20 protein-coding genes are annotated in these 20,990 nt (G+C 54.0%); 17 read left to right on the top strand and 3 right to left on the bottom strand.

Annotated elements, in window-relative coordinates; genetic code table 11:
• The first annotated feature begins 172 nt into the window (after positions 1-172).
• The 14 genes from ACOOFE_RS00950 to ACOOFE_RS01015 all read left to right on the top strand — a co-directional run bounded on the left by ACOOFE_RS00950 (position 173) and on the right by ACOOFE_RS01015 (position 15,945).
• Positions 173-2,062 carry a type I secretion system permease/ATPase gene (locus ACOOFE_RS00950; protein WP_420413253.1) on the top strand — a complete coding sequence of 630 codons (1,890 nt, stop codon included), beginning with the start codon at positions 173-175 and terminating at the stop codon, positions 2,060-2,062.
• On the top strand, positions 2,059-3,480 hold the full coding sequence (locus ACOOFE_RS00955; protein ID WP_420413254.1) for an HlyD family type I secretion periplasmic adaptor subunit: 1,422 nt from the start codon (positions 2,059-2,061) through the stop codon (positions 3,478-3,480). The genes ACOOFE_RS00950 and ACOOFE_RS00955 overlap by 4 nt, the downstream gene beginning before the upstream one ends.
• A gap of 104 nt (positions 3,481-3,584) precedes the next feature.
• Complete coding sequence (locus ACOOFE_RS00960) at positions 3,585-3,875, top strand: YciI-like protein (protein WP_420413255.1); 291 nt, start codon at positions 3,585-3,587, stop codon at positions 3,873-3,875.
• Entirely contained in the window at positions 3,876-4,301 is a 426-nt protein-coding gene (locus ACOOFE_RS00965) for an EVE domain-containing protein (protein ID WP_420413256.1), read from the top strand. It abuts the gene before it with no gap.
• A 21-nt stretch (positions 4,302-4,322) separates the two neighbouring features.
• Positions 4,323-4,988 (top strand): class I SAM-dependent methyltransferase, encoded by a 666-nt coding sequence (locus ACOOFE_RS00970; protein ID WP_420413257.1) that lies wholly within the window; start codon positions 4,323-4,325, stop codon positions 4,986-4,988.
• Between the two features lie 142 nt (positions 4,989-5,130).
• On the top strand, positions 5,131-6,303 hold the full coding sequence (locus tag ACOOFE_RS00975; protein WP_420413258.1) for a M20 aminoacylase family protein: 1,173 nt from the start codon (positions 5,131-5,133) through the stop codon (positions 6,301-6,303).
• 324 nt (positions 6,304-6,627) lie between these two features.
• Positions 6,628-7,500 (top strand): substrate-binding periplasmic protein, encoded by an 873-nt coding sequence (locus ACOOFE_RS00980; RefSeq protein ID WP_420413259.1) that lies wholly within the window; start codon positions 6,628-6,630, stop codon positions 7,498-7,500.
• A gap of 134 nt (positions 7,501-7,634) precedes the next feature.
• Positions 7,635-8,429 (top strand): helix-turn-helix domain-containing protein, encoded by a 795-nt coding sequence (locus ACOOFE_RS00985; RefSeq protein WP_420413260.1) that lies wholly within the window; start codon positions 7,635-7,637, stop codon positions 8,427-8,429.
• 4 nt (positions 8,430-8,433) lie between these two features.
• On the top strand, positions 8,434-9,195 hold the full coding sequence (locus ACOOFE_RS00990) for a sulfite exporter TauE/SafE family protein (protein WP_420413261.1): 762 nt from the start codon (positions 8,434-8,436) through the stop codon (positions 9,193-9,195).
• A 256-nt stretch (positions 9,196-9,451) separates the two neighbouring features.
• On the top strand, positions 9,452-11,275 hold the full coding sequence (locus ACOOFE_RS00995; protein WP_420413262.1) for a GGDEF domain-containing protein: 1,824 nt from the start codon (positions 9,452-9,454) through the stop codon (positions 11,273-11,275).
• Between the two features lie 154 nt (positions 11,276-11,429).
• Positions 11,430-12,542 (top strand): 3-isopropylmalate dehydrogenase, encoded by a 1,113-nt coding sequence (gene leuB / locus ACOOFE_RS01000; RefSeq protein WP_420413263.1) that lies wholly within the window; start codon positions 11,430-11,432, stop codon positions 12,540-12,542.
• A 79-nt stretch (positions 12,543-12,621) separates the two neighbouring features.
• Positions 12,622-13,041 carry a hypothetical protein gene (locus ACOOFE_RS01005; RefSeq protein WP_420413264.1) on the top strand — a complete coding sequence of 140 codons (420 nt, stop codon included), beginning with the start codon at positions 12,622-12,624 and terminating at the stop codon, positions 13,039-13,041.
• Between the two features lie 239 nt (positions 13,042-13,280).
• Positions 13,281-15,443: a methyl-accepting chemotaxis protein gene (locus ACOOFE_RS01010; RefSeq protein WP_420413265.1), complete on the top strand. Its 2,163-nt coding sequence runs from the start codon at positions 13,281-13,283 to the stop codon at positions 15,441-15,443.
• A 112-nt stretch (positions 15,444-15,555) separates the two neighbouring features.
• Entirely contained in the window at positions 15,556-15,945 is a 390-nt protein-coding gene (locus ACOOFE_RS01015; protein WP_420413266.1) for a VOC family protein, read from the top strand.
• 14 nt (positions 15,946-15,959) lie between these two features.
• Here ACOOFE_RS01015 and ACOOFE_RS01020 read toward each other — a convergent pair whose 3' ends face one another.
• On the bottom strand, positions 15,960-16,400 hold the full coding sequence (locus tag ACOOFE_RS01020; protein ID WP_420413267.1) for a MarR family winged helix-turn-helix transcriptional regulator: 441 nt from the start codon (positions 16,398-16,400) through the stop codon (positions 15,960-15,962).
• A gap of 67 nt (positions 16,401-16,467) precedes the next feature.
• Between ACOOFE_RS01020 and ACOOFE_RS01025 the strand changes: the two genes are divergently transcribed.
• Together ACOOFE_RS01025 and ACOOFE_RS01030 are read left to right on the top strand one after the other, a co-directional pair.
• Positions 16,468-16,869 carry an antibiotic biosynthesis monooxygenase family protein gene (locus ACOOFE_RS01025; RefSeq protein ID WP_420413268.1) on the top strand — a complete coding sequence of 134 codons (402 nt, stop codon included), beginning with the start codon at positions 16,468-16,470 and terminating at the stop codon, positions 16,867-16,869.
• Positions 16,866-17,375, top strand: coding sequence for a cytochrome b (locus ACOOFE_RS01030; RefSeq protein ID WP_420413269.1), 510 nt, complete (start codon positions 16,866-16,868; stop codon positions 17,373-17,375). The genes ACOOFE_RS01025 and ACOOFE_RS01030 overlap by 4 nt, the downstream gene beginning before the upstream one ends.
• 69 nt (positions 17,376-17,444) lie before the next feature.
• On the opposite strand, the gene ACOOFE_RS01035 is transcribed toward ACOOFE_RS01030, so the two are convergent.
• Together ACOOFE_RS01035 and ACOOFE_RS01040 are read right to left on the bottom strand one after the other, a co-directional pair.
• Positions 17,445-18,452, bottom strand: a complete 1,008-nt coding sequence (locus tag ACOOFE_RS01035) for an NAD(P)H-dependent glycerol-3-phosphate dehydrogenase (protein ID WP_420413270.1) — start codon at positions 18,450-18,452, stop codon at positions 17,445-17,447.
• Positions 18,439-18,915: an NUDIX hydrolase gene (locus ACOOFE_RS01040; protein WP_420413271.1), complete on the bottom strand. Its 477-nt coding sequence runs from the start codon at positions 18,913-18,915 to the stop codon at positions 18,439-18,441. The genes ACOOFE_RS01035 and ACOOFE_RS01040 overlap by 14 nt, the downstream gene beginning before the upstream one ends.
• Positions 18,916-19,198: 283 nt before the next feature.
• On the opposite strand from ACOOFE_RS01040, the gene ACOOFE_RS01045 reads away from it, so the two are divergent.
• Positions 19,199-20,965 (top strand): creatininase family protein, encoded by a 1,767-nt coding sequence (locus ACOOFE_RS01045; protein ID WP_420413272.1) that lies wholly within the window; start codon positions 19,199-19,201, stop codon positions 20,963-20,965.
• Positions 20,966-20,990: the final 25 nt, after the last annotated feature.

A 20,990-nucleotide genomic window follows, 5' to 3' on the forward strand; every position in this document is an offset into this window, starting at 1 on the left:
ATTGGTAATTGTCTCAATATGAAACAACGCAGCGTTGTGCCCTTCTTGGTAACGGAAAATTGCAAGTCGTGTGCCAAGCTAATTATTAGTGACCATAATTATTTCGCGTTCGCCTATACGGAATTTTATCAATATCGAGTCAGAGTGCAGGATAGGCGAAGGAATTAGTTATATGCCCGTAGCAGTTTTTAGTAAGCCGCTGTTAACGTTTACTATATTGGCCAACCTCCTGATGCTGGCCGCTCCCTTGCACATGATGCAGGTATATGACCGGGTTCTGATCTCCGGCAGTCTCAGTACGCTTTTCTATATTACCCTGATTACAGCCGGTGCATTGGCCATGTTCGGTGTTTGTGAGGCTCTTCGTAATCGTTTGGCACAACGCCTGGCTGCAGCTTATGTCGTCGAGCGCGCCGAGCCGTTGTTTCAAGCCTGTGCCAACTGTACTGACAAGACCCGTGCGAATGAAATGCTCCGCCATTTCAACACGGTCAAACAGTTCATCGGCAGTAAAGCGTACATTGGTCTTTACGATTTGCCCTTCGCGCCGCTGTTTCTCATGCTTCTTTTCGCAATTCACACGCAAATTGGTCTGATCACCTTTGTAGGAGCAGCCATACTAGTTTCGATTGCGCTTCTTAATAAGAAGGTCAACGATACCAATCAGCGGACATCGGCCGGCGCCAATTCGCAATCGGTCAACTTTGCCAGCACAATCATATCCCGCAGCGAAGACATCAAGGCCATGGGCTTGATGCCATCTTTGGTGGAGCGCTGGGGGCATATGACCGGGGCGTCCTTGAATGCGCAGGAACAATCGACCGAAATCAGCGCGAAGTTTCATGGGGCAAGCCGGGCGGCCCGCCAGATCCTGCAAATCTTGATCATGGCCTGGGGCGCGTTTCTGGTGCTCGGCGGCGATATGTCCGGCGGTTTGATCTTTGCGGCTTCGATGATCTCCGGCCGGGCTTTGCAGCCAATCGAGCAGGTGATCGGAGGTTGGGACAACATCAATCGGGCGGTCCGGTCTGCCGAAGACATTGCCGGGTTTTTGAAACAGTCCGGTTCTACTGCCGCGCCCATCGAACAACCGGCGCCAAAGGGTAGCCTTCGCCTTGAAGAGGTCACCGCAACCGCAGGCGAATTCGTTCTTTTGGAGAATATTACATTTGAATTGAAACCAGGAGAGTTTCTTGGGGTTGTCGGCCCGTCTGGGGCAGGTAAGTCAACTCTGGCCCGCATCATTTCCGGGGCACTGCCTCCGGAAAGCGGCCGGGTATTGCTTGATGGCTGTGACCGCAGGAATTGGCCGGATGGCCAATGGGGCGACAGTGTCGGCTATCTCAGCCAGGACTTACAGCTTTTTCCGGCATCCATCGCAGAGAATATTGCCCGAATGGCCGTATCACCTGATGAGGCCGGGGTTGTGGAGGCTGCCCAGCTGACCGGTGTCCACGATCTCATCAACTCCCTGCCGGATGGGTATCAAAGCCAGATTGGCGACGGTCAGATCCGGTTGTCCGGTGGACAGATCCAGCGAATTGCGCTTGCCAGGGCGATCTACACCCAGCCGGCCCTTTTGGTACTGGACGAACCCAACGCTCATCTGGATCAGGCAGGGGAAGAGCGGTTGATCGGAATTTTAAAAAGGCTGAAGGGTGAGGGGGTGACCATCATTGCCATCAGTCAACGCGGCGGCATCAATCAGTTGGCGGACCGGATCATGGTGCTGAAAGACGGCCGCTGTGCTGCCATGCATGTGAATGAGGCGCACAATCCCCGGCCGGCCGCAGCCAACATCACTGGGTCGACCTCAGTCCGGACGCCTGAGGTGCCAGCTACTCAGCCAAGGCCGCAAGCCCCAGTTCAAAGGCAGATGCCACCTGTTCCCGCGGCCGATCAAAATACCTCGGCAACTGCCAAACCATTTGCTGAGCAGCGCCAGACAAAACCTATAAAGCCGACCGGTTCTATAGATAGAGAGAGCCGTCCGGTTCCAGGTACTCGGAAATATGCTTCGCCGGACAGTGTTTCTGAACAGCGGGAAAGAGGGGCGGCGTGAGTTTCTACAAGCAATTTCATGCCCTCGGCGGGATGCTTTTTGCTCCAGAGGAGGCACAATCCGCGGTTGGTTCTGGTTGGCAATCTGGTGTCAAAACCGGAGACCGCGATATCATTGCCTCAGGTACACGCTGGGTGGGGATCGCGGGCGCGGTGTTTCTCGTTTGGGGGCTGTTTTTCCCGCTCAGCTCGGCTGTCGTGGCGCCTGGTACTTTAATCTCCAAAGGCCGTAACCAGCTTTTGCAGCATGCCGCAGGCGGGGTTGTTGAAGAGATCTTGGCGGCCAACGGAGATCATCTGTTTGAAGGTGATCCGATTGTGCGCATCGATCCATCTGCGGCCCGTGCGCATTTGGCCAAACTGGAGGCCCGGCAGGCTTTGCTTCAAGCTCAGGAACAGCGCTTGGCCGCTCTCAGAATTGCCGGCGATACTGGATATCAAACAGCGGAGATAGATGTTGCGGCCTTGCGCGGCGTTTCCATAGACCTCGCCGCAAAAGTGAGGACCCCGCTTGGCATAGAGGGACGCTATCCAATTTTGGATGAGCAGCTCGCCGCTTTTGACGCCAGCTTGCGGCAATCGGAAAGTGAAGTGTCCGCCTTGCGGAACCGCCGGGCCGGCCAGGCGGACGAACTCACCGGACTGAACAATCAGATTGCCGCAAAAACTCAGAAACTTGCGTTGCTTGAAGGTGATTTGGCGAAAATGGAGCCGCTGGTCGCGGAAGGGTATATTTCCCAAACCCGATTCAATGAAAAACGGGCGGGGGTCATGGAAGACACCAGTCAGCTTGCCGCCCTCAAGGCACGTGCTGGGACTATGACGGCGCAAATCGCGGAAACAGAAGATTCCCTGGCCACGCTAATTGCCCGTAAGAACGCAGAAAACGCCGAGGAATTGTCCGCCGTCTTTGCTGATTTGGCAGCTGTTCAAAAAGAAATCGATGCGGCGCGGATTGCCCTGAACCAGACCGTTGTCCGTGCCCCTGCAAAAGGAATTCTGGTCAAATTCGAGGCCAACACGGTCGGCGGTGTTATTGAGGGTGGTAAATCCTTCGGCGAAATCGTACCGGTCTCCGGTGATGTTGTGGTGGAAGCCCGCGTGTCGCCGCAAGATATCGGCGCGATTAAGGTTGGCCAGGAAACGGAAGTTGTCATCACAGCATTCAAGCGTGGTCAGGTGGATCCCTTGCCGGGTGCCGTCACCTATGCGGCTGCGGATTCCAAATTGGATGAACTGACGGGCGAACCCTATTTTGAAGTATTGATTTCCCTGAAGGATACCGCGGACCGGAAGAGCATCACCGTCCAGCCTGGCATGCTTACGGAGGTGTATATCCAAACAGGCAGCCGCAGCTTCTTCGGTTATCTCCTTCAGCCGGTCACAGACAGTTTCCTGCGAGCGTTCCGAGAGCGGTAATCTTGTCTGCCGGAAATTCGTTGGCTTGATGTGCTTCGCAGCCATTGAGTTTGCGCAAGGAGCGCCCTAGGTTCAGCCCGGACTGACAAATTGGGATCCCACATATGCTCTTTGCGCTGATCTGCACCGACAAGCCAGGTGCACTCCAAACCCGTCTCGACAATCGGGACGATCACATTGCCTTTTTGAAAGCCATGGGTGATGGCCTGAAAGCGGCCGGTCCGTTTTTGGACGATGATGGCAACATGACCGGGTCGCTGGTGGTGATTGAAGCTTCCAACCGGGATGAAGCGCTTGCGATTTCCGAAGAAGATCCTTACGCCAAGGCCGGATTGTTCGAGAGCGTGGAAATCCGCCCGTGGAACTGGGTGGTGAAGAACCCGGAGATGGCATAAGTGCAGTACTGGTTGATCAAATCCGAGCCGGACAAATGGTCCTGGGAACAGCAGAAAGCCAAGGGTGATGCTGGCGAAGAGTGGGACGGCATCCGCAACTATCAAGCCCGCAACAACATGCGGACAATGGAGATCGGCGACCGGGCATTTTTCTATCACTCCAACATCGGCAAGGAAGTGGTTGGTGTGGTCGAAGTTTGCAGCGAAATACACTCAGACAGCACAACCGATGACCCGCGCTGGGAGTGTGTTGATTTTAAAGCCGTCTGCGACATGCCCAAGCCGGTGACGCTTGCTCAGGTCAAAGCAGAACCGCGCCTAGAAAAAATGTCTCTGGTGACGTCCATGCGCCTGTCCGTTCAGCCGGTGACGGCAGACGAATGGAAGATCGTTTGTGAGATGGGTGGCCTGAGCGATCCTGACTGACATGTGTCTTTCGGAGACGTCATGCCGCGCATAGAAAACCCGCGCCAATTTATCCAGACGGAAACCCGGATCCGCCCGGTGCCTCATGCAGAGGAGATTTCTCTCTATGTGGCAGACGAAGCTATGGGCCTTTGGCAAAAGACCGAGGAAGAACTCGGCGAACTCGGTCTTGAACCTCCGTTCTGGGCGTTTGCCTGGGCCGGAGGCCAGGGGCTAGCCCGCTATATCCTGGATCATCCGGAGCTGGTGGAGGGCAAACGGGTGGTCGATTTCGCTTGCGGGTCAGGCCTTGTCGGTATCGCCGCCATGATGGCCGGCGCGGGGTCTTGTCATGAGGTGGATGTTGATCCGTTTGCCATTGCGGCCGCCGAACTCAACGCAGAATTGAATGGCGTTTCCCTGACATTCGAGGAAGGCGACATTACGTCTTTGCCGGCTCCCGATGCTGATGTCGTTTTTTGTGGTGACGTCTTTTACGACCAGCATATGGCCAAACGTGTTTTGAGGTTCATTGACACGTTGTTGGCCCAGGGGCTGGACGTCTATGTCGGTGATCCAGGACGCTCCTATCTTCCCCATGACAGGCTGGTTGAGTTGGCATCCTATCAGGTGAGTGTGGTTGGCCAGCTTGAAGACAATGAAATAAAGTCAACGCGCGTGTACAGGATAACGGAAAAACCATCCTAATTGACGGCATCTTCGTGGCTATCCTTGCCAAACCGCCTGCAGTTATGACATTTTCCATCATCCGAAATTCGCTTCCGCATCTGTCTAAAGTCATGACGCGGCGGAAGATTTATCCCAAACAGATGTGTCCAAGGAGTTCTTCATGCCCATCGTTAATCGCCTTGCTGATCTGGCTGATGAGATCACCGCCTGGCGCCGCGATATTCACGAAAATCCGGAAATTCTCTACGAGACGGTCCGCACCGCAGGTAAGGTGTCGGAGCTTCTGGAAAGCTTCGGCCTTGATGAAGTTGTCACAGGAATTGGCAAGACCGGTGTTGTCGGTGTGATCAAGGGCAAGAACGGCGGTTCCGGCAAAACGATTGGCCTGCGCGCGGACATGGATGCGCTGCCGATCGAAGAAATCACCGGCAAAGAATATGCCTCCAAGGTGCCAGGCAAAATGCACGCCTGTGGTCATGATGGTCATACGGCGATGTTACTGGGGGCAGCGAAATATCTCGCTGAGACCCGCAACTTCGACGGCACCGTTGTGGTGATCTTCCAACCGGCCGAAGAAGGCGGTGCTGGTGCAAAGGCAATGATCGATGATGGCCTGATGACCCGCTGGGGCATCGAGGAAGTTTATGGCATGCACAATTTCCCGGGCATGCCGGTCGGCGAATTTGCCATCCGTAAGGGCCCGATTATGGCGGCAACGGATGAGTTCCGCATCAAGATCACTGGCCGGGGCGGTCACGCTGCTAAGCCGCACGAAACCATTGACCCGATTGTTACAGGCGCGAAGATGGTCAGCGCACTGCAGACCATCGCCAGCCGTAATGCCAATCCGCTCGATTCTGTTGTGGTTTCGGTCACCGTGTTCAACGGCGGTAACGCGTTTAACGTGATCCCGCAGGAAGTCACCTTGCGCGGCACGGTGCGCACGCTGAGCCCGGAAATGCGGGACCTGGCTGAAGAGCGGATGACCAAGATCGTTCGAGCCACTGCTGAGGCGTTTGATGCCAATGCGGATTTGGAGTTCATTCGCGGCTATCCGGTCACGGCCAATCATGATGAGCAAACTGACTTTGCTGCGCAGATTGCGGAAACCATTGCAGGTGAAGGCAAGGTCAACCGTGCAATCGACCCGATGATGGGCGGTGAAGACTTTTCTTTCATGCTGGAAGAACGGCCGGGCGCTTTCATCTTCGCTGGCAATGGTGACAGTGCTGGCCTGCACCACCCTGCCTACGACTTCAATGATGAACTCATTCCGGTGGGATGCTCCTACTGGGTGAAACTGGTAGAGACAGCAATGCCGCGCGCAGCTTGATGTAACGCTTTGGAAAACGCCGGTTCCCACCGGCGTTTTCTTTTTGTCCGATGGTGCATTTCGCAATGAGATTCTTTTGATCTCAAACAGTTGCCGCTAACTGTTGTGCCGGCACGGTCTGGAATTCGATTGAACTTAAGATTTTAACACCAGCTGATGCTTGCATTAAGACGCGGCGCGATTTGAAACAAGTTTCAGAAATCAACTTGTTGAGTGCTTCGAAGGTTGTAGATCGAAGCTGCCGTCAAACACGTTTAATAATGATATTTTTAATCTCTATATCTGAGTATCTGAGAGAAATTACCTGTTCAAATAGGCAATGAAATGGACTTAAAGTCCAAAATTTGGGGCAATGTTTTTGACCGCCAGGTTTGGCGGTTTTGTTTTTGCATTTATACCTTTTGGATGATCATTGGCATCGGGCTTCCGGCAGCAGCGGCAGACGATCTGCGGATTATCACCACCGTTGAACCACCAACCAATTACCTGGACGAACAAGGTCGGCTGACCGGAACATCGACCGATATTGTCAGAGCCTTGCAGAAAATTGCCGGTATCGAAACTGAGATTGAAGTGATGCCTTGGTCTCGCGGGTATCTCTTGGCGAAATCGCGGCCGAACATAGCTCTCTTCACCGGAGGGCGAACGCCGGAGCGTGTTGCACTTGGGTTTGAGTTTATCGGGCCACTGGTCACCCGGCGGCATGGCATCTACATGCTGTCTGAAAAGTCACGAGACTTCGACAGTCTGGACAGTATTGCAGATCATAAATTGCGAATTGCAGGTTTGCGGGGCAGCTGGCGGCCTGCTCTTTTGGCCAAAAACGGCATCTTTATTGAAGAAACTGACTCCCTTGAAGCTGGATTGAGAATGCTCCAGGCCAAACGGGTGGACGGCTGGATTTCTTCGGATTTGGAGTTGTCCCAGATCTTGCGAGAATCCGGTGTTCGACGGAGCGATCTTCGAGAAACTTTCCTCATCAGCGAAGCATCAAGTTTTCTGCTCTTGTCTAAAGGGACGAACCAGGAGCAGGTTGCGGTTTTGAAAGACGCGTTTGAAACGCTCCAGAAAACAGACCTCTTGATGCAGCTTGCACAAAAATGGTCCGGGATTCTGGAAGTCCCATTCTCGTTTTCAAGCGATCGTGGCCTTTTTCTGACGAGCGGTTATGACGATGGAAACCGGTTCGGCGGGTGATGCCATCTTGGAGTTCAGGATTGTCTGAACAAAAGAACCAAACCCGAAGGTCTTTGCGACTGAAGCTCTCCACATCTCAATAGAATTGCACTAAAGCTAACCGGGCTCTCCGGTGCGTTTTTAGGCTTGGTATTATGTCATTTCCTACAATTACACTGCCTCTCATTGCGATTTATGTCCTTGTCGGCGCAGTTGTGGGTGTGCTGGTCATTCATCCTTTAAATTTGGTGGTGATTTGGTGGGAGTTATCCCGTTTTTCTGAAACGGCGCCCTTGCTCATTGAATTCTTGCGAGCCCGGCTTTGGCTGATTCTGCTGCCAAGACATGTGGATGTCGCCATCGCCTATACACTGGTAGGAGCGGTTGTTGGCCTGGCTTTCGGAATTTTTACCCGCAACTATATGCGCACCAGCGAAGCCTATAACTCTTTGCGTGAGGAACAGACGGCCCTCATTCCGCAGCTGATGGGCCAAGGCGAAACGGAACGCGTTGAGTTCAAGTCATCGCTACGCTGGGACATGAAGGAAAACCGGGTCAACCGCGGCTTGGAAAAGGTGATCGCCAAGACCATTGCCGGTTTTTTCAACGCCAATGGCGGGCACTTGCTGGTCGGTGTCAATGATGACGGAGAGCCGCTCGGCCTGAAAAACGACCTGTCGACCCTGCGCAGCCCGGACCTCGATGCATTTGAGCGCACGGTCAATGACATTGTTTCCAAGAATCTCGGCGGTGATCTTTGCCCCTATATTCACACGGTATTTGCCGACGTTGACGCCAAGGACGTTGCCATGATCATCATTCGGCCCGCGCCGAGAGCGGTCTATTTGGAAGAGGGCAAGTCCTCGATTTTTTACGTGCGCAGTGGCAATTCCACCCGGCAACTGGATGTTCGCGAAGCTCTGAGCTACGCCAATTCGCGCTGGTCTTAACCTGATGAATTTTCTTTCGGCCTTTGCCCCTCAGGACCTTCCCTTGATTGGGAGCTTGTTCTTGATTTTCTGCAGTTTTTTTACGTCCGCCCTGACGGCAGCTGTCGGGCTTGGCGGCGGAATTGCTTTGATCGCGATCATGGCAATGGTGATGCCGGCAGCTGCCTTGGTACCGGTGCACGGCGTTGTCCAACTTGGCTCCAATGCAGGTAGGGCGCTGGTCCAAGTCAAACATGTGGATTGGTTAATCGCTGTGTGGTTTGCGTGTGGCGCAGCTTTGGGAGCAGGTCTTGGCGGGGCAATTGCGGTTCAGTTGCCGGGGGCCATTCTTAAAGCCGGAATTGCTGTCTTTGTTCTATGGGTCGTCTGGGGACGGGCGCCGAAGCTGGCTCATATGCGCAAGCGGGCCATGGCTGTGGCCGGATTCGCTTCGACTTTTTTGTCGATGTTTTTTGGTGCTGCTGGACCAATCGGTGGGTCGGTCTTGTCGACCTTAGGCCTGACCCGGCATCAATTTGTCGCCAATCAGGCGATCACCTCCATGATGATGCATGTCTTCAAGATCACCGCTTTTGGCATTCTTGGTTTTGCTTTTGCGCCTTGGGCTGGGCTGATTGTCTTAATGATTGCAAGCGGATTTCTCGGCACATTGACCGGCAGCCATCTTCTTGGCCGTATGAATGAAGATGTCTTCAAAAAGGGTTTTCGCCTGGTGATGACCCTTCTGGCCGCCAATCTGTTTCTGCAGGCAAGCGGACTTTTGTGAAGCTGTAATTCTTCTAACTCAGGTGAAAGCATTAACGTAGAAGGTGGCGGAAAACTGCATTATTGCCTTGTGGTGAGGGCGCATGACAAAGTCATGTCGGTTTTAACAGCGGTAAATATCTGAAAGAAAACGCTTTTCTTTTGTTTTAACGCGTTGATAACCATCAAGAAATTTCGTCACCTAAGTTACATAATATTGTGCGGCAACAAACATACAGTCTGGTCAGAAATCCCTTGAAATACAAGGCCTAAGACTGATGACGGCACAGCCGGTACTTGCGACTTTCCTCAAAGGCTTTCCAAGCCCGCATGCGTTTTTGGAGAGTGCTGAAACTCTCCTGGATTATGCCTTTCAACCAATTGTTGATGCTCATTCGGGTGACAGCTACGGCTATGAAGCTCTGCTGCGCAATGTTGGTCAGATGGGCTTTCAAACGCCGGTTGACGTATTTGATTTTGCGGCAGACGCCGGTGTTCTCATCGAACTGGAATGTCTTCTTCGGAAGAAGGCGATCACGAAATTCGTGTCGTTACCGAACCGGGGCAAAGCAAAACTGTTTTTGAACGTTGACGCTCGGTTGCTGGAGACGGACGGCTATCTTTTTGAAGAAACCGGCCTTTTGCTCGATGGTGTCAACTTGGCTGCGTCTCAGATCGTCCTGGAGGTTTGTGAAGCCGGTGAAATTGGCGACAACGGCCGTCTGGCAGAATTCACCAAACTCGGACGGGATCTTGGTTTTGGTTTTGCGATCGACGATTACGGCCGCGGGTATGCGCAGCTGAAGTCTCTCTATGACATTGAGCCGGATATCCTCAAGATTGACCGGTTTTTCGTTCAAGCTATCAACAGTGATGCCCGCAAGAAATTGATGGTTAGAATGGTTGTGGACGTGGCCCATGTCCTGGGCATGCGCGTTGTCGCTGAAGGAGTGGAAACCGCGCAGGAATTGACGACATGCAAGGATATCGGCTGTGACCTGATTCAGGGCTATCTTGTTGCCCGGCCGTTTCAGGATCTGGAAGAAGCGGAAGCCCGCTACCCCGTTGTTTCTTCTGCAGCCAAACGGCCCGTGCTCGCCCCCCGTGATGATATGGAACTTGTGAACCGGGAGATTAAACCTCTGGTCCCGCTGCAAGACAGCGCCCGGATGGAGGAAGTTCTCAATCTGTTGCGTGCCGGCCGGGCCAATCCGTTTATTCCGGTAATCAATGCCAGTGGCGAACCGCGGGGGCTTATCCGCGAAAAAGACATCAAAACCTTCGTCTATATGCCCTTTGGGCGGGATCTTTTGCTCAATCCGGTGATGAGCAACAGTCTGGGCGCGTTTACGCACCGGTGCCCGATCGCCAATTTCAACACGCCGCTCGACCAGCTTGTTGAAATGGTCGCAGACGAGGATGATGAGGCTGGCGGCATCATCATCACCCGCAACGGCAAATATTGCGGGTTTCTGACGACCACTTCTCTTTTGAAGATCTCCAACGAGGTGCGGATGCGGGCGGCGGAAAACCAAAATCCGCTGACCAAAATGCCGGGCAATGCGTCGATCATTCAATATGTTCAAAATGATGCGCAAAGCCCAGAGGTCGAGCGATCATTTTGCTATTTGGATTTCGACAATTTCAAACCGTTCAATGACGCCTATGGGTTTACTGTCGGAGACCGGGCGCTGCTATTATTTTCCGAACTTCTAAAACGCCTTGCGACCAGTGAAGATGTCTTTGCTGGTCATATCGGTGGAGATGATTTTTTCATTGGGGCGCGTGGGCGGACAACTGCTGATATGAAGAACATGATCGGCGATCTACAGGACGCCTTCCGCCATCAAGCGGAAAGTCTTTATGATCCGAGTGACCGGCTGAAAGGCTATATTGAAGCCCAGGACCGGCACGGCGTCGCCCGAAAGTTCCCGCTGTTGCGTTGTTCGGCCGCGATCTTGCATCTTCCTGTGGGGCTCAGCGTCGACAGAAAGGACATTCTGGGCCGTCAGATCGCAAGCTTGAAAAGAGAAGCCAAGGGCTGTGAAAGCGGGATTGCGGAAGCAGCCCTCGGCCAATTGGTGTCACCCACCGTATTGTAAAGGGGGCACCCGGTTTTAGGGGCCTACCCATAGGATCTTGACCTTTCTGCAGGTCTCGCTTGAGTTCTTCGCAACAGCCTTTGCCTTGCCAGATTGGCCTTGGCACGCTAACCCAGCGCCATCAGTTTCAATAAAGTGCGGGATGGTACGCCACATGGGGTCTCAAAAACTTCTGCTTCTGCCGGGCGACGGCATTGGCCCGGAAATCATGGTCGAGGTGAAAAAGGTCATCTCCTGGTTTAACGCCAAGGGTGGTATGGCCTTTGAAACCGAAGACGGTCTTGTCGGCGGATCAGCCTATGATGCACATGGCCAGTCGATTTCTGAAGAAGACATGGCAAAAGCCATGGCAGCTGATGCTGTGATCTTCGGTGCGGTTGGCGGTCCCAAATGGGACGACGTTCCTTACGAGGTCCGTCCGGAAGCTGGCCTCCTGCGCTTGCGTAAGGACATGGAGCTCTTTGCCAACCTGCGTCCAGCGATCTGCTATCCGGCGCTTGCTGATGCGTCTTCGCTTAAGAAAGACGTCATCGAAGGCCTCGATATCCTGATCGTGCGTGAGCTGACCGGTGGTGTTTATTTCGGTGAGCCGAAAGAAATCACCGATCTCGGCAATGGCCAGAAACGCGGCGTCGACACACAAGTTTATGACACTTACGAAATCGAGCGGATTTCGAAGGTGGCCTTTGAGCTGGCCCGCACCCGCAACAACAAAGTCACGTCCATGGAAAAACGGAACGTGATGAAGTCCGGTGTTCTGTGGAACGAAGTGGTCACTCAAACCCACGGCGATGGCTACAAGGACGTTGAGATGGAGCACATGCTGGCCGATGCTGGCGGCATGCAGTTGGTGCGCTGGCCGAAGCAGTTCGACGTTATTGTCACTGACAACCTTTTTGGCGACATGTTGTCCGACGTTGCGGCCATGCTGACCGGTTCGCTTGGCATGTTGCCGTCCGCGTCTCTGGGCGCTCCGGATGCCAAGACCGGCAAGCGCAAGGCGCTCTATGAGCCTGTGCACGGGTCCGCTCCGGACATTGCCGGAACAGGTGCTGCCAATCCGATTGCCATGATTGCCTCCTTTGGCATGGCCTTGCGTTATTCCTTTGAGGAAGTGGCAGCCGCTGACATGCTGGACAAGGCGATCGCGAACGCTTTGGAGAAAGGTCTGCGTACCAAGGACATTGCAGCTAGCGGTGAAGCGACGGTTTCGACCTCCGAAATGGGTGATGCCATCGTTGCAGAATTGGACGCATTGAACGGTTAAGCCAATTCCATGTTTGCACCTAAGGCTGTCACCGGGTATCCCGGTGGCAGCTTTCTCTTTTTTGTGACCTGATGAGATGATGACCGAAGACAAAATCGCACCCTTTCTCGGCACCTGGATCCTGGACGCGGCAGAATGCGATTTTGAACAGGGGGATCCGCCCAAGAGCGCGACGCTCAAGATCGAAGACAATTTTGGTATGGCCATCTTCACCATGAACCAGGTTTCGGCAGACGGCGAAGTCACCAACGACAGCTTTGAGGCAATGCCGGATGGGCCAGAGGTGAAGCTTGGAAAAAGCGGCCTCGTTGATGCCATGCGGCTGGTTTTTGAAAACAACCGCAACCTGGTGTCTGAAGCCCGGCGGGGTGGGTTGACCATCATGAAAGCTGAGCGCGAACTGTCTGATGATGGGCAAACGTTGACCGTGACTCAAACGGTTCACTTGGTAGATGTCGCGAGTTTTAAGAACATTTCCGTCTATCATCGCGCGCAGTAATGACACTGGAATCGCCTGTCGGGAAAACGTCTTGGTCCGGTAAAACACGTACGGCGGGCGAAAAATCTGTATAGATAATTTTTATGCTATCGCAATTCCTGACAGTGGAACTGCCGGTAAGTTACGTAGCGTAATCAGAAAAATTTACGATACTGCCTAAAAAACAGGCGATGCAACTTAAAATTTAAAGGTGCATTAACCGCACTAATGAACCCTCGGATGAAATTTAGGAGGGTTCCATGTGGGATCAATTGTCAATTCGTATTAAAATTCCGGCCGCTATTTTAGGCTTCGCGCTCGCTGTCGGTACCGGAATAGGACTGAGCAGTTACGTTTCTGCTTCCAAAGAAATTCATTCTTTGACGGAAAACCGGCTTGAGGCGATAGCCGCCACCCGGGTCAGTGAAATGGCAGATTATCTGGATGCCATAGAGACCGATTTGAAACTGGTCAGCACGCTGCCCTATGCGCATTCAGCTTTGACGGCATTTGATAAAGCTTGGCAGGCGGTGGACGGTAACCATACCGACGTTTTGAAGGCCGCCTATATCCGCGACAACCCACATCCCTTGGGTGAGAAGCATCTTCTGGATGTTGCAAACACTGGATCTGCTTATGACACGGCCCATGCGGAGTTCCATCCCTGGTTCCGTGAATTGCTGTTGGAGCGCGGGTACTACGATATTTTCCTGTTCAACACCAATGGTGACCTGATCTACACGGTGTTTAAGGAAGAAGATTACGCCACCAACTTCCGCGTAGGCGGGCCCTGGGCAGATACCGATCTCGGCCGGGCGTTCCGAGCCGCGCAAGAGGGGCAAGTCGGCGCTGTGCACTTTTTCGACTTTAAACCCTATGGTCCAAGCCACGGTGCGCCGGCCAGCTTCATGTCGACGCCCATCAATGAGAACGGCAAGAAGACCGGGGTTCTTGTGTTCCAGATGCCGATTGACCGGATCAATTCCATGATGAGCCGGTCTGCTGGGTTGGGTGAAACTGGTGAAACACTGATCGTTGGCGAAGACGGTTTGTTCCGCAATGATTCCAGGTTTACTGAGGAAAACGATATTCTGGCCACCCGGCTTGAAAGCGAAGCGGCGGAAACTGCGTTGAATGGACATACGGCGGTTTTCGCCGGTGACAACCACCGGGCCAGCACGTTTATTCAAGTCGGCCAACCCTTTGAATTCCGTGGAACAAATTGGGCAATTCTGGCCATGCAGGCGGAATCTGAAGCAATGGCGTCGTTGGCCAACCTCCGGGCCTGGATGTTTTTTGCCGGACTGAGCCTTTTCGCCTTCGCGGCAGTTGGCGGGTACTGGTTGGCCCTGACGTTCACCCGCCCGCTTGGGCAGCTGATCGGGAATATCCGGGATCTCATTGATGGAAACTTCGATACCGATCTCAACGGCGGAGAGCGGGCTGATGAAATCGGAGATATGAAACGCGCCATGAAGATATTCCGGGACAATGCACTGGAGTGCAGACGGAATGAAGAGGCTGCTGAAGTGCGCCGGGCCCATGAGGACGCGCGGCGTTCGGAAATGGACAATCAGGTTAATCACTTCAAAACCCAGATTTCCGAAATACAGGCGCAGCTCTCCGCACAAACGGAAGTCATGGGGGCAACATCCGAAAAGATGGTCAGCATTGCGGAAGCCTCGGCGCAATCGGCGGAGGGAGCTCTTTCAGCGGCCCGTATGTCCGATGAGAGCGTGCAGTCCTCGGCGTCCGCAGCTGAGCAACTCAGAGTTTCCATTCAGGAAATCAACGGTCATACGTCCCGGGCTCTGACCATTTCCCGTGAAGCAGCAAAAACCGCGAAGTCCACGGATGACGATGTCAAAGACTTGGCGGGCACGGCAGAGAAAATCGGCGATGTCATCAACATGATCCGTGATATTGCCGAGCAAACCAATCTGCTAGCATTGAATGCAACGATCGAAGCGGCCCGCGCAGGAGAGGCTGGAAAAGGCTTTGCCGTTGTCGCAGCGGAAGTGAAGGAACTGTCGACACAAACAGCCAAGGCAACGGACGAGATCTCCTCCCAGGTTGCTGCTGTTCAAACCTCAACAAACCGGGCCGTGGAAGCCATTCGCTCTATAGGCACGCAAATGGACAGCGTGGAAGAAGTCACCACTGGCATCGCAACGGCTGTTGATCAACAGGGTGCCGCGACCGGGGAAATCAGTGCTGCCATGTCCCAAGCCGCAAAGAGCAGCCGGGGGGCAACCGAAAATGTGAATGCTCTTCAGGAGAGTATTCAGGAAACACGCTCCAGTTCGAGTGAAGTGGAAGAGCTAACGGCCTCTCTTCATGATGTCAGCATCACATTGAGTACTGCGGTGAATGACTTTCTCAACAGTGACATTTGGGCGGATAGCCAGGACGAAGCGGCATAAACGGCCGCACTGATTGGTCTCAATTGTCTTGGATAGGCCGAACAGAAAAATTGGAAAGGGCTATCCTCTATGATAGCGATGCAGCATCAATTGTTTGAGGGCAGCCCTTTCCATGAAGCAGATTATCAGCGCCGTTGCGCTCCTGGTTCCAGACTATGATGACGGACTGGCGTTTTATGTGGGAGTGCTTGGGTTTGATCTTATCGAAGACACCGAGCTCGCCCCAGGAAAACGCTGGGTTCTGGTGGCGCCCAAGGGCAGTTCTGAGACCAAATTATTGCTGGCCAAGGCCGATGGTTCAGATCAGGAGCAAGCAATTGGCAACCAGACCGGCGGCCGGGTGTTTCTGTTTTTGAAAACAGATGATTTTGACCGGGATTTTGCGGCTATGTCAGCGCAGGGCGTAACCTTTTTGGAAGACCCGCGCTGTGAGCCTTACGGTAAAGTTGTCGTTTTTCAGGATCCGTTTGGGAACAAGTGGGATCTCATTCAACCTGCATAACGGCTTTAATCTCTTCAGGTCGCCATATCGTTCTGCATAGCCGAGATTGCCCGGCGCATATAGTCCAGGAACTGTTCAGTTTCCTTCTCAGATAATCCCGCCAACGCGATGGTGTTTTGCGCCATCGCCGCTTCAACAGCGTCGTTCTTCAGAGCCCTTGCCTGGTCCGTCAAATGGATGCGCTGAACCCGGCCGTCTTCTTCGCAAGGTTTTCGCACAATAAGGCCGTCGCGCTCCATCCTTGAGAGCGTATTCGCCAGGGTCGCTTGCTCAATATCGAGCAGGCCAACCAGATCTTTTTGTGTCTGGCCTTCTTTCTGCCAAAGCGCCAAAAGCGCCGGAAATTGCCCGGTCGCGAGCCCCAAAGGTTTGATCCGCCGCTGGAGACCGGAGGCAAACAACCGGGCCATGTGATTGGCCAGGTAGCCTGCTGAAGAATTTTTTTCGAATGTCATGGCTTGCATATACGATATATAGCATACTATATAAATAAATATAGCTTGCTATGTAAGGAGATTTGAAATGCAACAGATACGTTCGATTTGTACCGCTTTAGCGCTCTTTGCTGGGCTTGCCGGTCCGATCACTCAAACCGCCCTGGCTGAAAATGCCCAGACTTCTGACGCCGTCACCCTGATCAATGCTTTTGAAGTGCGGGCCAAAGATGTTGATGCCACGATCGCGGCCTGGAAAAAGGCGCGGGATTTCCTTCAGACCCAACCGGGATACATCGATACAAAACTGCACCGGGCGATCATGCCCAAGGCGAAATTCCAACTAATCAACATTGCGAAATGGGAAAGTCCGGCGGCTTTCAAAGCTGCGATAAGCAACTTCCACAAGAGCCCTGATGCCACAAAATTCCGGGGAGTCATCTTCTATCCGGCGCTTTATGTGCCGGTCGAGCAGGAGGCGGGATCATGAATACTGCTGGTCTGATAAATCCCCGAACACTCCATTGGCTGATTGCCGCGTCCATCGGGCTGGCCTTTGCAACTGGTCATGCCATGACGTTTCCGAACCAGATCAATATCACACTGCTCCGATTGCACTTGGGTTTCGGGTTTCTCGGCGGTATCTTGGCACTGGTACGGCTCGCAATCTGGTTTGTTGCCGGTCCTCCGCCCAGAGTGTTTGCCGAGCAAGCCGCAGTCCTCGAAATCGGCTCTAAACTGGTTCATGGATTGCTCCGGTTGGTGCCAATCGTTCTTTTGGTCAGCGGTGCCGGAATGTTGGTGGTATCTGGAGCAGCGCCCTTAATCTTGGCTGGAACGGCGCCGGATCCAGCGCAGCTTGCGCAAGTCCCGCCAAGAAACCTTCATCACTTGGCGGCAGCAATTCTGCTGTTTCTTATTGTCTTGCACAGCGGAGCTGCGCTTTGGCATTGGCTGGCAGGGCACAAGCCAATCACCAAACTCACAGCTGAGTAGTGCCACCACGACAAAGGCTGCCTCTGGGGCAGCCTTTTCTTTGCTCGCTATTAGCTCGCCAGTTCTGAATTACAGAAAATCAGTCTCAGATTTTAGCGGACGCGCCATCAGAGTGTTCAAAGCTTCGTCAATGGTCATGTCTTCGCCAACCATGCGGGCAACCGTCTCGCAAATCGGGACTTCGATGTCATATTTCTGGGCGAGTTTGACGGCGACTTGTGCCGAAAACGCCCCTTCCGCCAGTTTGCCGCCAGCGGCTATCAATTCCGATGCCATGAAGCCTTCGCCAAGACGCATGCCGAAGGAAAAATTACGGGATTGGGTGGACGAACAGGTCAGCACCAGATCGCCAAGACCGGAAAGGCCGGTCAGCGTTTCGCCTTGAGCGCCCATGACGCTGCCGAGACGGCTTAGTTCCGCAAACCCGCGCGCGGTCAGGGCGGCTTGCGCGCTGGCGCCCAGTTTGCGTCCGGCTACCGCACCACAAGCGATCGCAAGCACGTTTTTCAAAGCGCCACCGATCTGGGTTCCCAGCACGTCGATGGACGCATAAGGGCGGAAACACGCGGATTGCATCGCTTCGCAGAGGTGAAGCGCCGTTCTGGCCGTATTGGCTGCGACCGTGACGGCGGTCGGCAGCCCGCGCGCGACATCGTCGGCAAAACTTGGGCCGGACAACACCCCCGGTTCAACACCCGGCAGTTCCTCTTTCATGACTTGGGACAGCAATTTGCCGGTTGTCTGTTCAATACCCTTTGCACACAACACGATCGGTCCGCGGACCACACCGGTTTCTTTCAATTCGCTCAGCATGGTGCGCGTTGATTGCGCCGGTGTTACCAGAAGGATGGCGTCAGTGTCCGCTGCTTCTTGTAAAGAAGAGGTGGCATTCAGGTCTTCGTCAAATGTGATGCCCGGCAGATAGCGGGCATTTTGCTGTTGAGCGCGGATTTCCGACACGGTTCCCGGATCCCGGGCCCAAAGTCGCACGGTGGTCCCTGCGCGTGCGGCAGTGAGCGCGAGCGCAGTTCCCCAGGCACCGCCGCCGATTACGCCGACCGACTTAATGGCCCCCATTGATCTGCCCTTCCATGCGCGACCGTAATGTTTCAAGCTGCGCTCCAAACCCTTGAAAAAACCGGGTCTCGGACGGCGCTTCTTCTGAAAACAAATCGACCCAGAACAGGCGGAACCGAATAGGGGGTCCGCCCGCACTTGGCGTCATTTCAAAATGTTCCCATTCATCAGCCGGTTTTTCAGGGATTGTGCCGTGAAAATGCCGCCTGCGATGAAGGCCGTCGAGAATTCCAGGCACATTTTTGATGATGTGATCCTGGTCCGCGAACGATTCGAAGGCGATATCCAAGGAAAGTCCGGTTTCCTCGGAAAATTCACGATGGGCCCCTTGCAGGTAGCTTTCACCTGGATCGAGCGTCCCGCCGGGCACCTGAAGATCCGGGCGTGGATTGTCCGCTTCTTCAAACACCAGCAGCTCCGGTCCGCAGGTCAGATAGACATAGGCTTTGTGATAAATCTGCAAGGCAGGGATCCGTTCAGGAGATTTCGTGCCCCTACCTAGCAGCGGAAATGTGGCGCGAAAAGGTGTAAGCGGCATTCAGTTCATTGCTGCGATGTATCCGGTTCGCAGCAACGGTGCATAGCGGATCTGAATTGTCGGGCTGCGCCTGGGTGCGGCAATATATCCAGTCGGCGATGCTTGATTGACCGTTGGTTTTCCGCAGCTAACGGGTGGATAGCACACCAAAGATTAACGCGTCTGACCTAGTCCTATTTCCAAAGGGAAATATACAGCGGTTCAGGTCATGGATACTCTTGAGATTGCCGTCACGACGTTCGTCAGAGCATTGGCGGCGATCGTGGTTCCTTCAGAGCGGATTTTTTTCCTATATGCGTTGGGTGCGTTCGCGATCACCTATCTTCTGTACCGGTACAGGAAGCCGGCTGTTGCCTTTTTGAAGTACTGCTTCCCGAAGGAAATCTTGTTCCACAAGTCGGCCAAACAAGACTATCTGTTTTATTTCCTTCTGGCTCTGTGTAAGGGCGTGCTTGTTGTTGCTCCCTTGGCTTGGCTGGGCAGCGGCATTCACGATTGGTGGGTTGCTCCAGCGGTGGCGCAAGCAGGAGACGGGGCAAGTGCTGGTCTTTGGCCGATGATCGCTTTTTCATTTGTGCTTCTGATTGCTTTTGACTTTGCAATCTTTTTCACCCACTACCTGCAGCATAAGGTCCCCATTTTGTGGGAGTTCCACAAGGTCCATCATTCCGCGGAAGTTCTGACACCGATCACCGTCTTCCGGATGTCTCCGGTCGATTTGCTGGTCACTGGGGCCGCCGTCATTCTTTGCGAGTCCGGTGCAAGAGCTCTTTGGTTGATGTTCGTGGGCCCCGCTCCCGACATCCTGACGATCTTCGGCATAAATGCCGGCATCTTCCTGTTCTATCTGCTGGGCTACAACTTACGACATTCGCACATTTGGTTGTCGTATCCGGCCTGGCTCAGCGGTCATCTGGTGAGCCCGGCCATGCACCAGATCCATCACAGCAGTGAGGTCCGGCACTGGGACAAGAACATGGGGCTGGTCTTTTCCTGGTGGGATTGGCTGTTTGGCACGCTGTACATCCCGAAAGAAAAAGAGACGTTCAAACTGGGCATCAACGGCGAGGAAGCCAATCCGTTTCATGCAACGCATGAGATGTTGTGGAAGCCATTCGTTTGGGCTTGGGCGCGGATCAGCACCCGGGCGAAACAGCTTCTATCCGTGTTTGCCGCCTGCCTTGTTTGTGTGCTCGGACCGACGCAAGACAGCGTGGCCAAGGAAAGTTACACGCCGCCCTCGCTTCACCTGGAAGAGCTGACCTGGACGGAGGTGAAGAAGGCGCTTGAGGCCGGCTATACGCAAGTCATCATCCCGTCCGGGGGGACGGAGCAGAACGGCCCGCATATGGTGCTGGGCAAGCACAATATTGTGGTGCGCCACACGTCTGGAGCACTTGCCCGGGAGCTTGGGGATACTCTGGTTGCGCCAGTGGTGACCTATGTCCCAGAGGGGAACATCGATCCTCCGACGGGGCATATGCGGTTTGCCGGGACCCTGACGGTCTCTGAAAGGACGTATCAAGACGTTTTGGTCAGTACCGCTGAAAGCCTGCTCCAGCATGGGTTTGCGCACATCTATCTGATTGGGGACAGCGGCAGCACACAGTCTTCGCAGCAGGCAGCGGCTGACCGGGTCAATGGCGGTTGGTGGTGGTCCGGCCCTCCGAGCGTTTTTCATATCGGCGATTATTATTTTCCGGAAAAAAACCGGCAGATTGCGGCGTTGGAACTAGATGGCTTTAGCTTGGAGCAAATCGGTACCCATGCCGGTATCCGCGATACGTCGGAAGTTCTTGCTCTATGGCCGGGAGGGATCCGCGACCTCGAGACTGTTGTTCCAGGGGCCTTAGCTCCAGGCGGGGAAACCGGAGTTATCGGCGATCCGGCGCTTGCGAGCGTTGAGATTGGTGAGATGATGCTGGAATTGAAGGTGCAGGCGGCCTTGGCCCAGATCCGGTCTCTAAAGGAATAACGAACCGGTTCGTCGACAGAATTCT

This window comes from Roseibium sp. (assembly GCF_965216085.1).
Taxonomy (GTDB): Bacteria; Pseudomonadota; Alphaproteobacteria; order Rhizobiales; family Stappiaceae; genus Roseibium.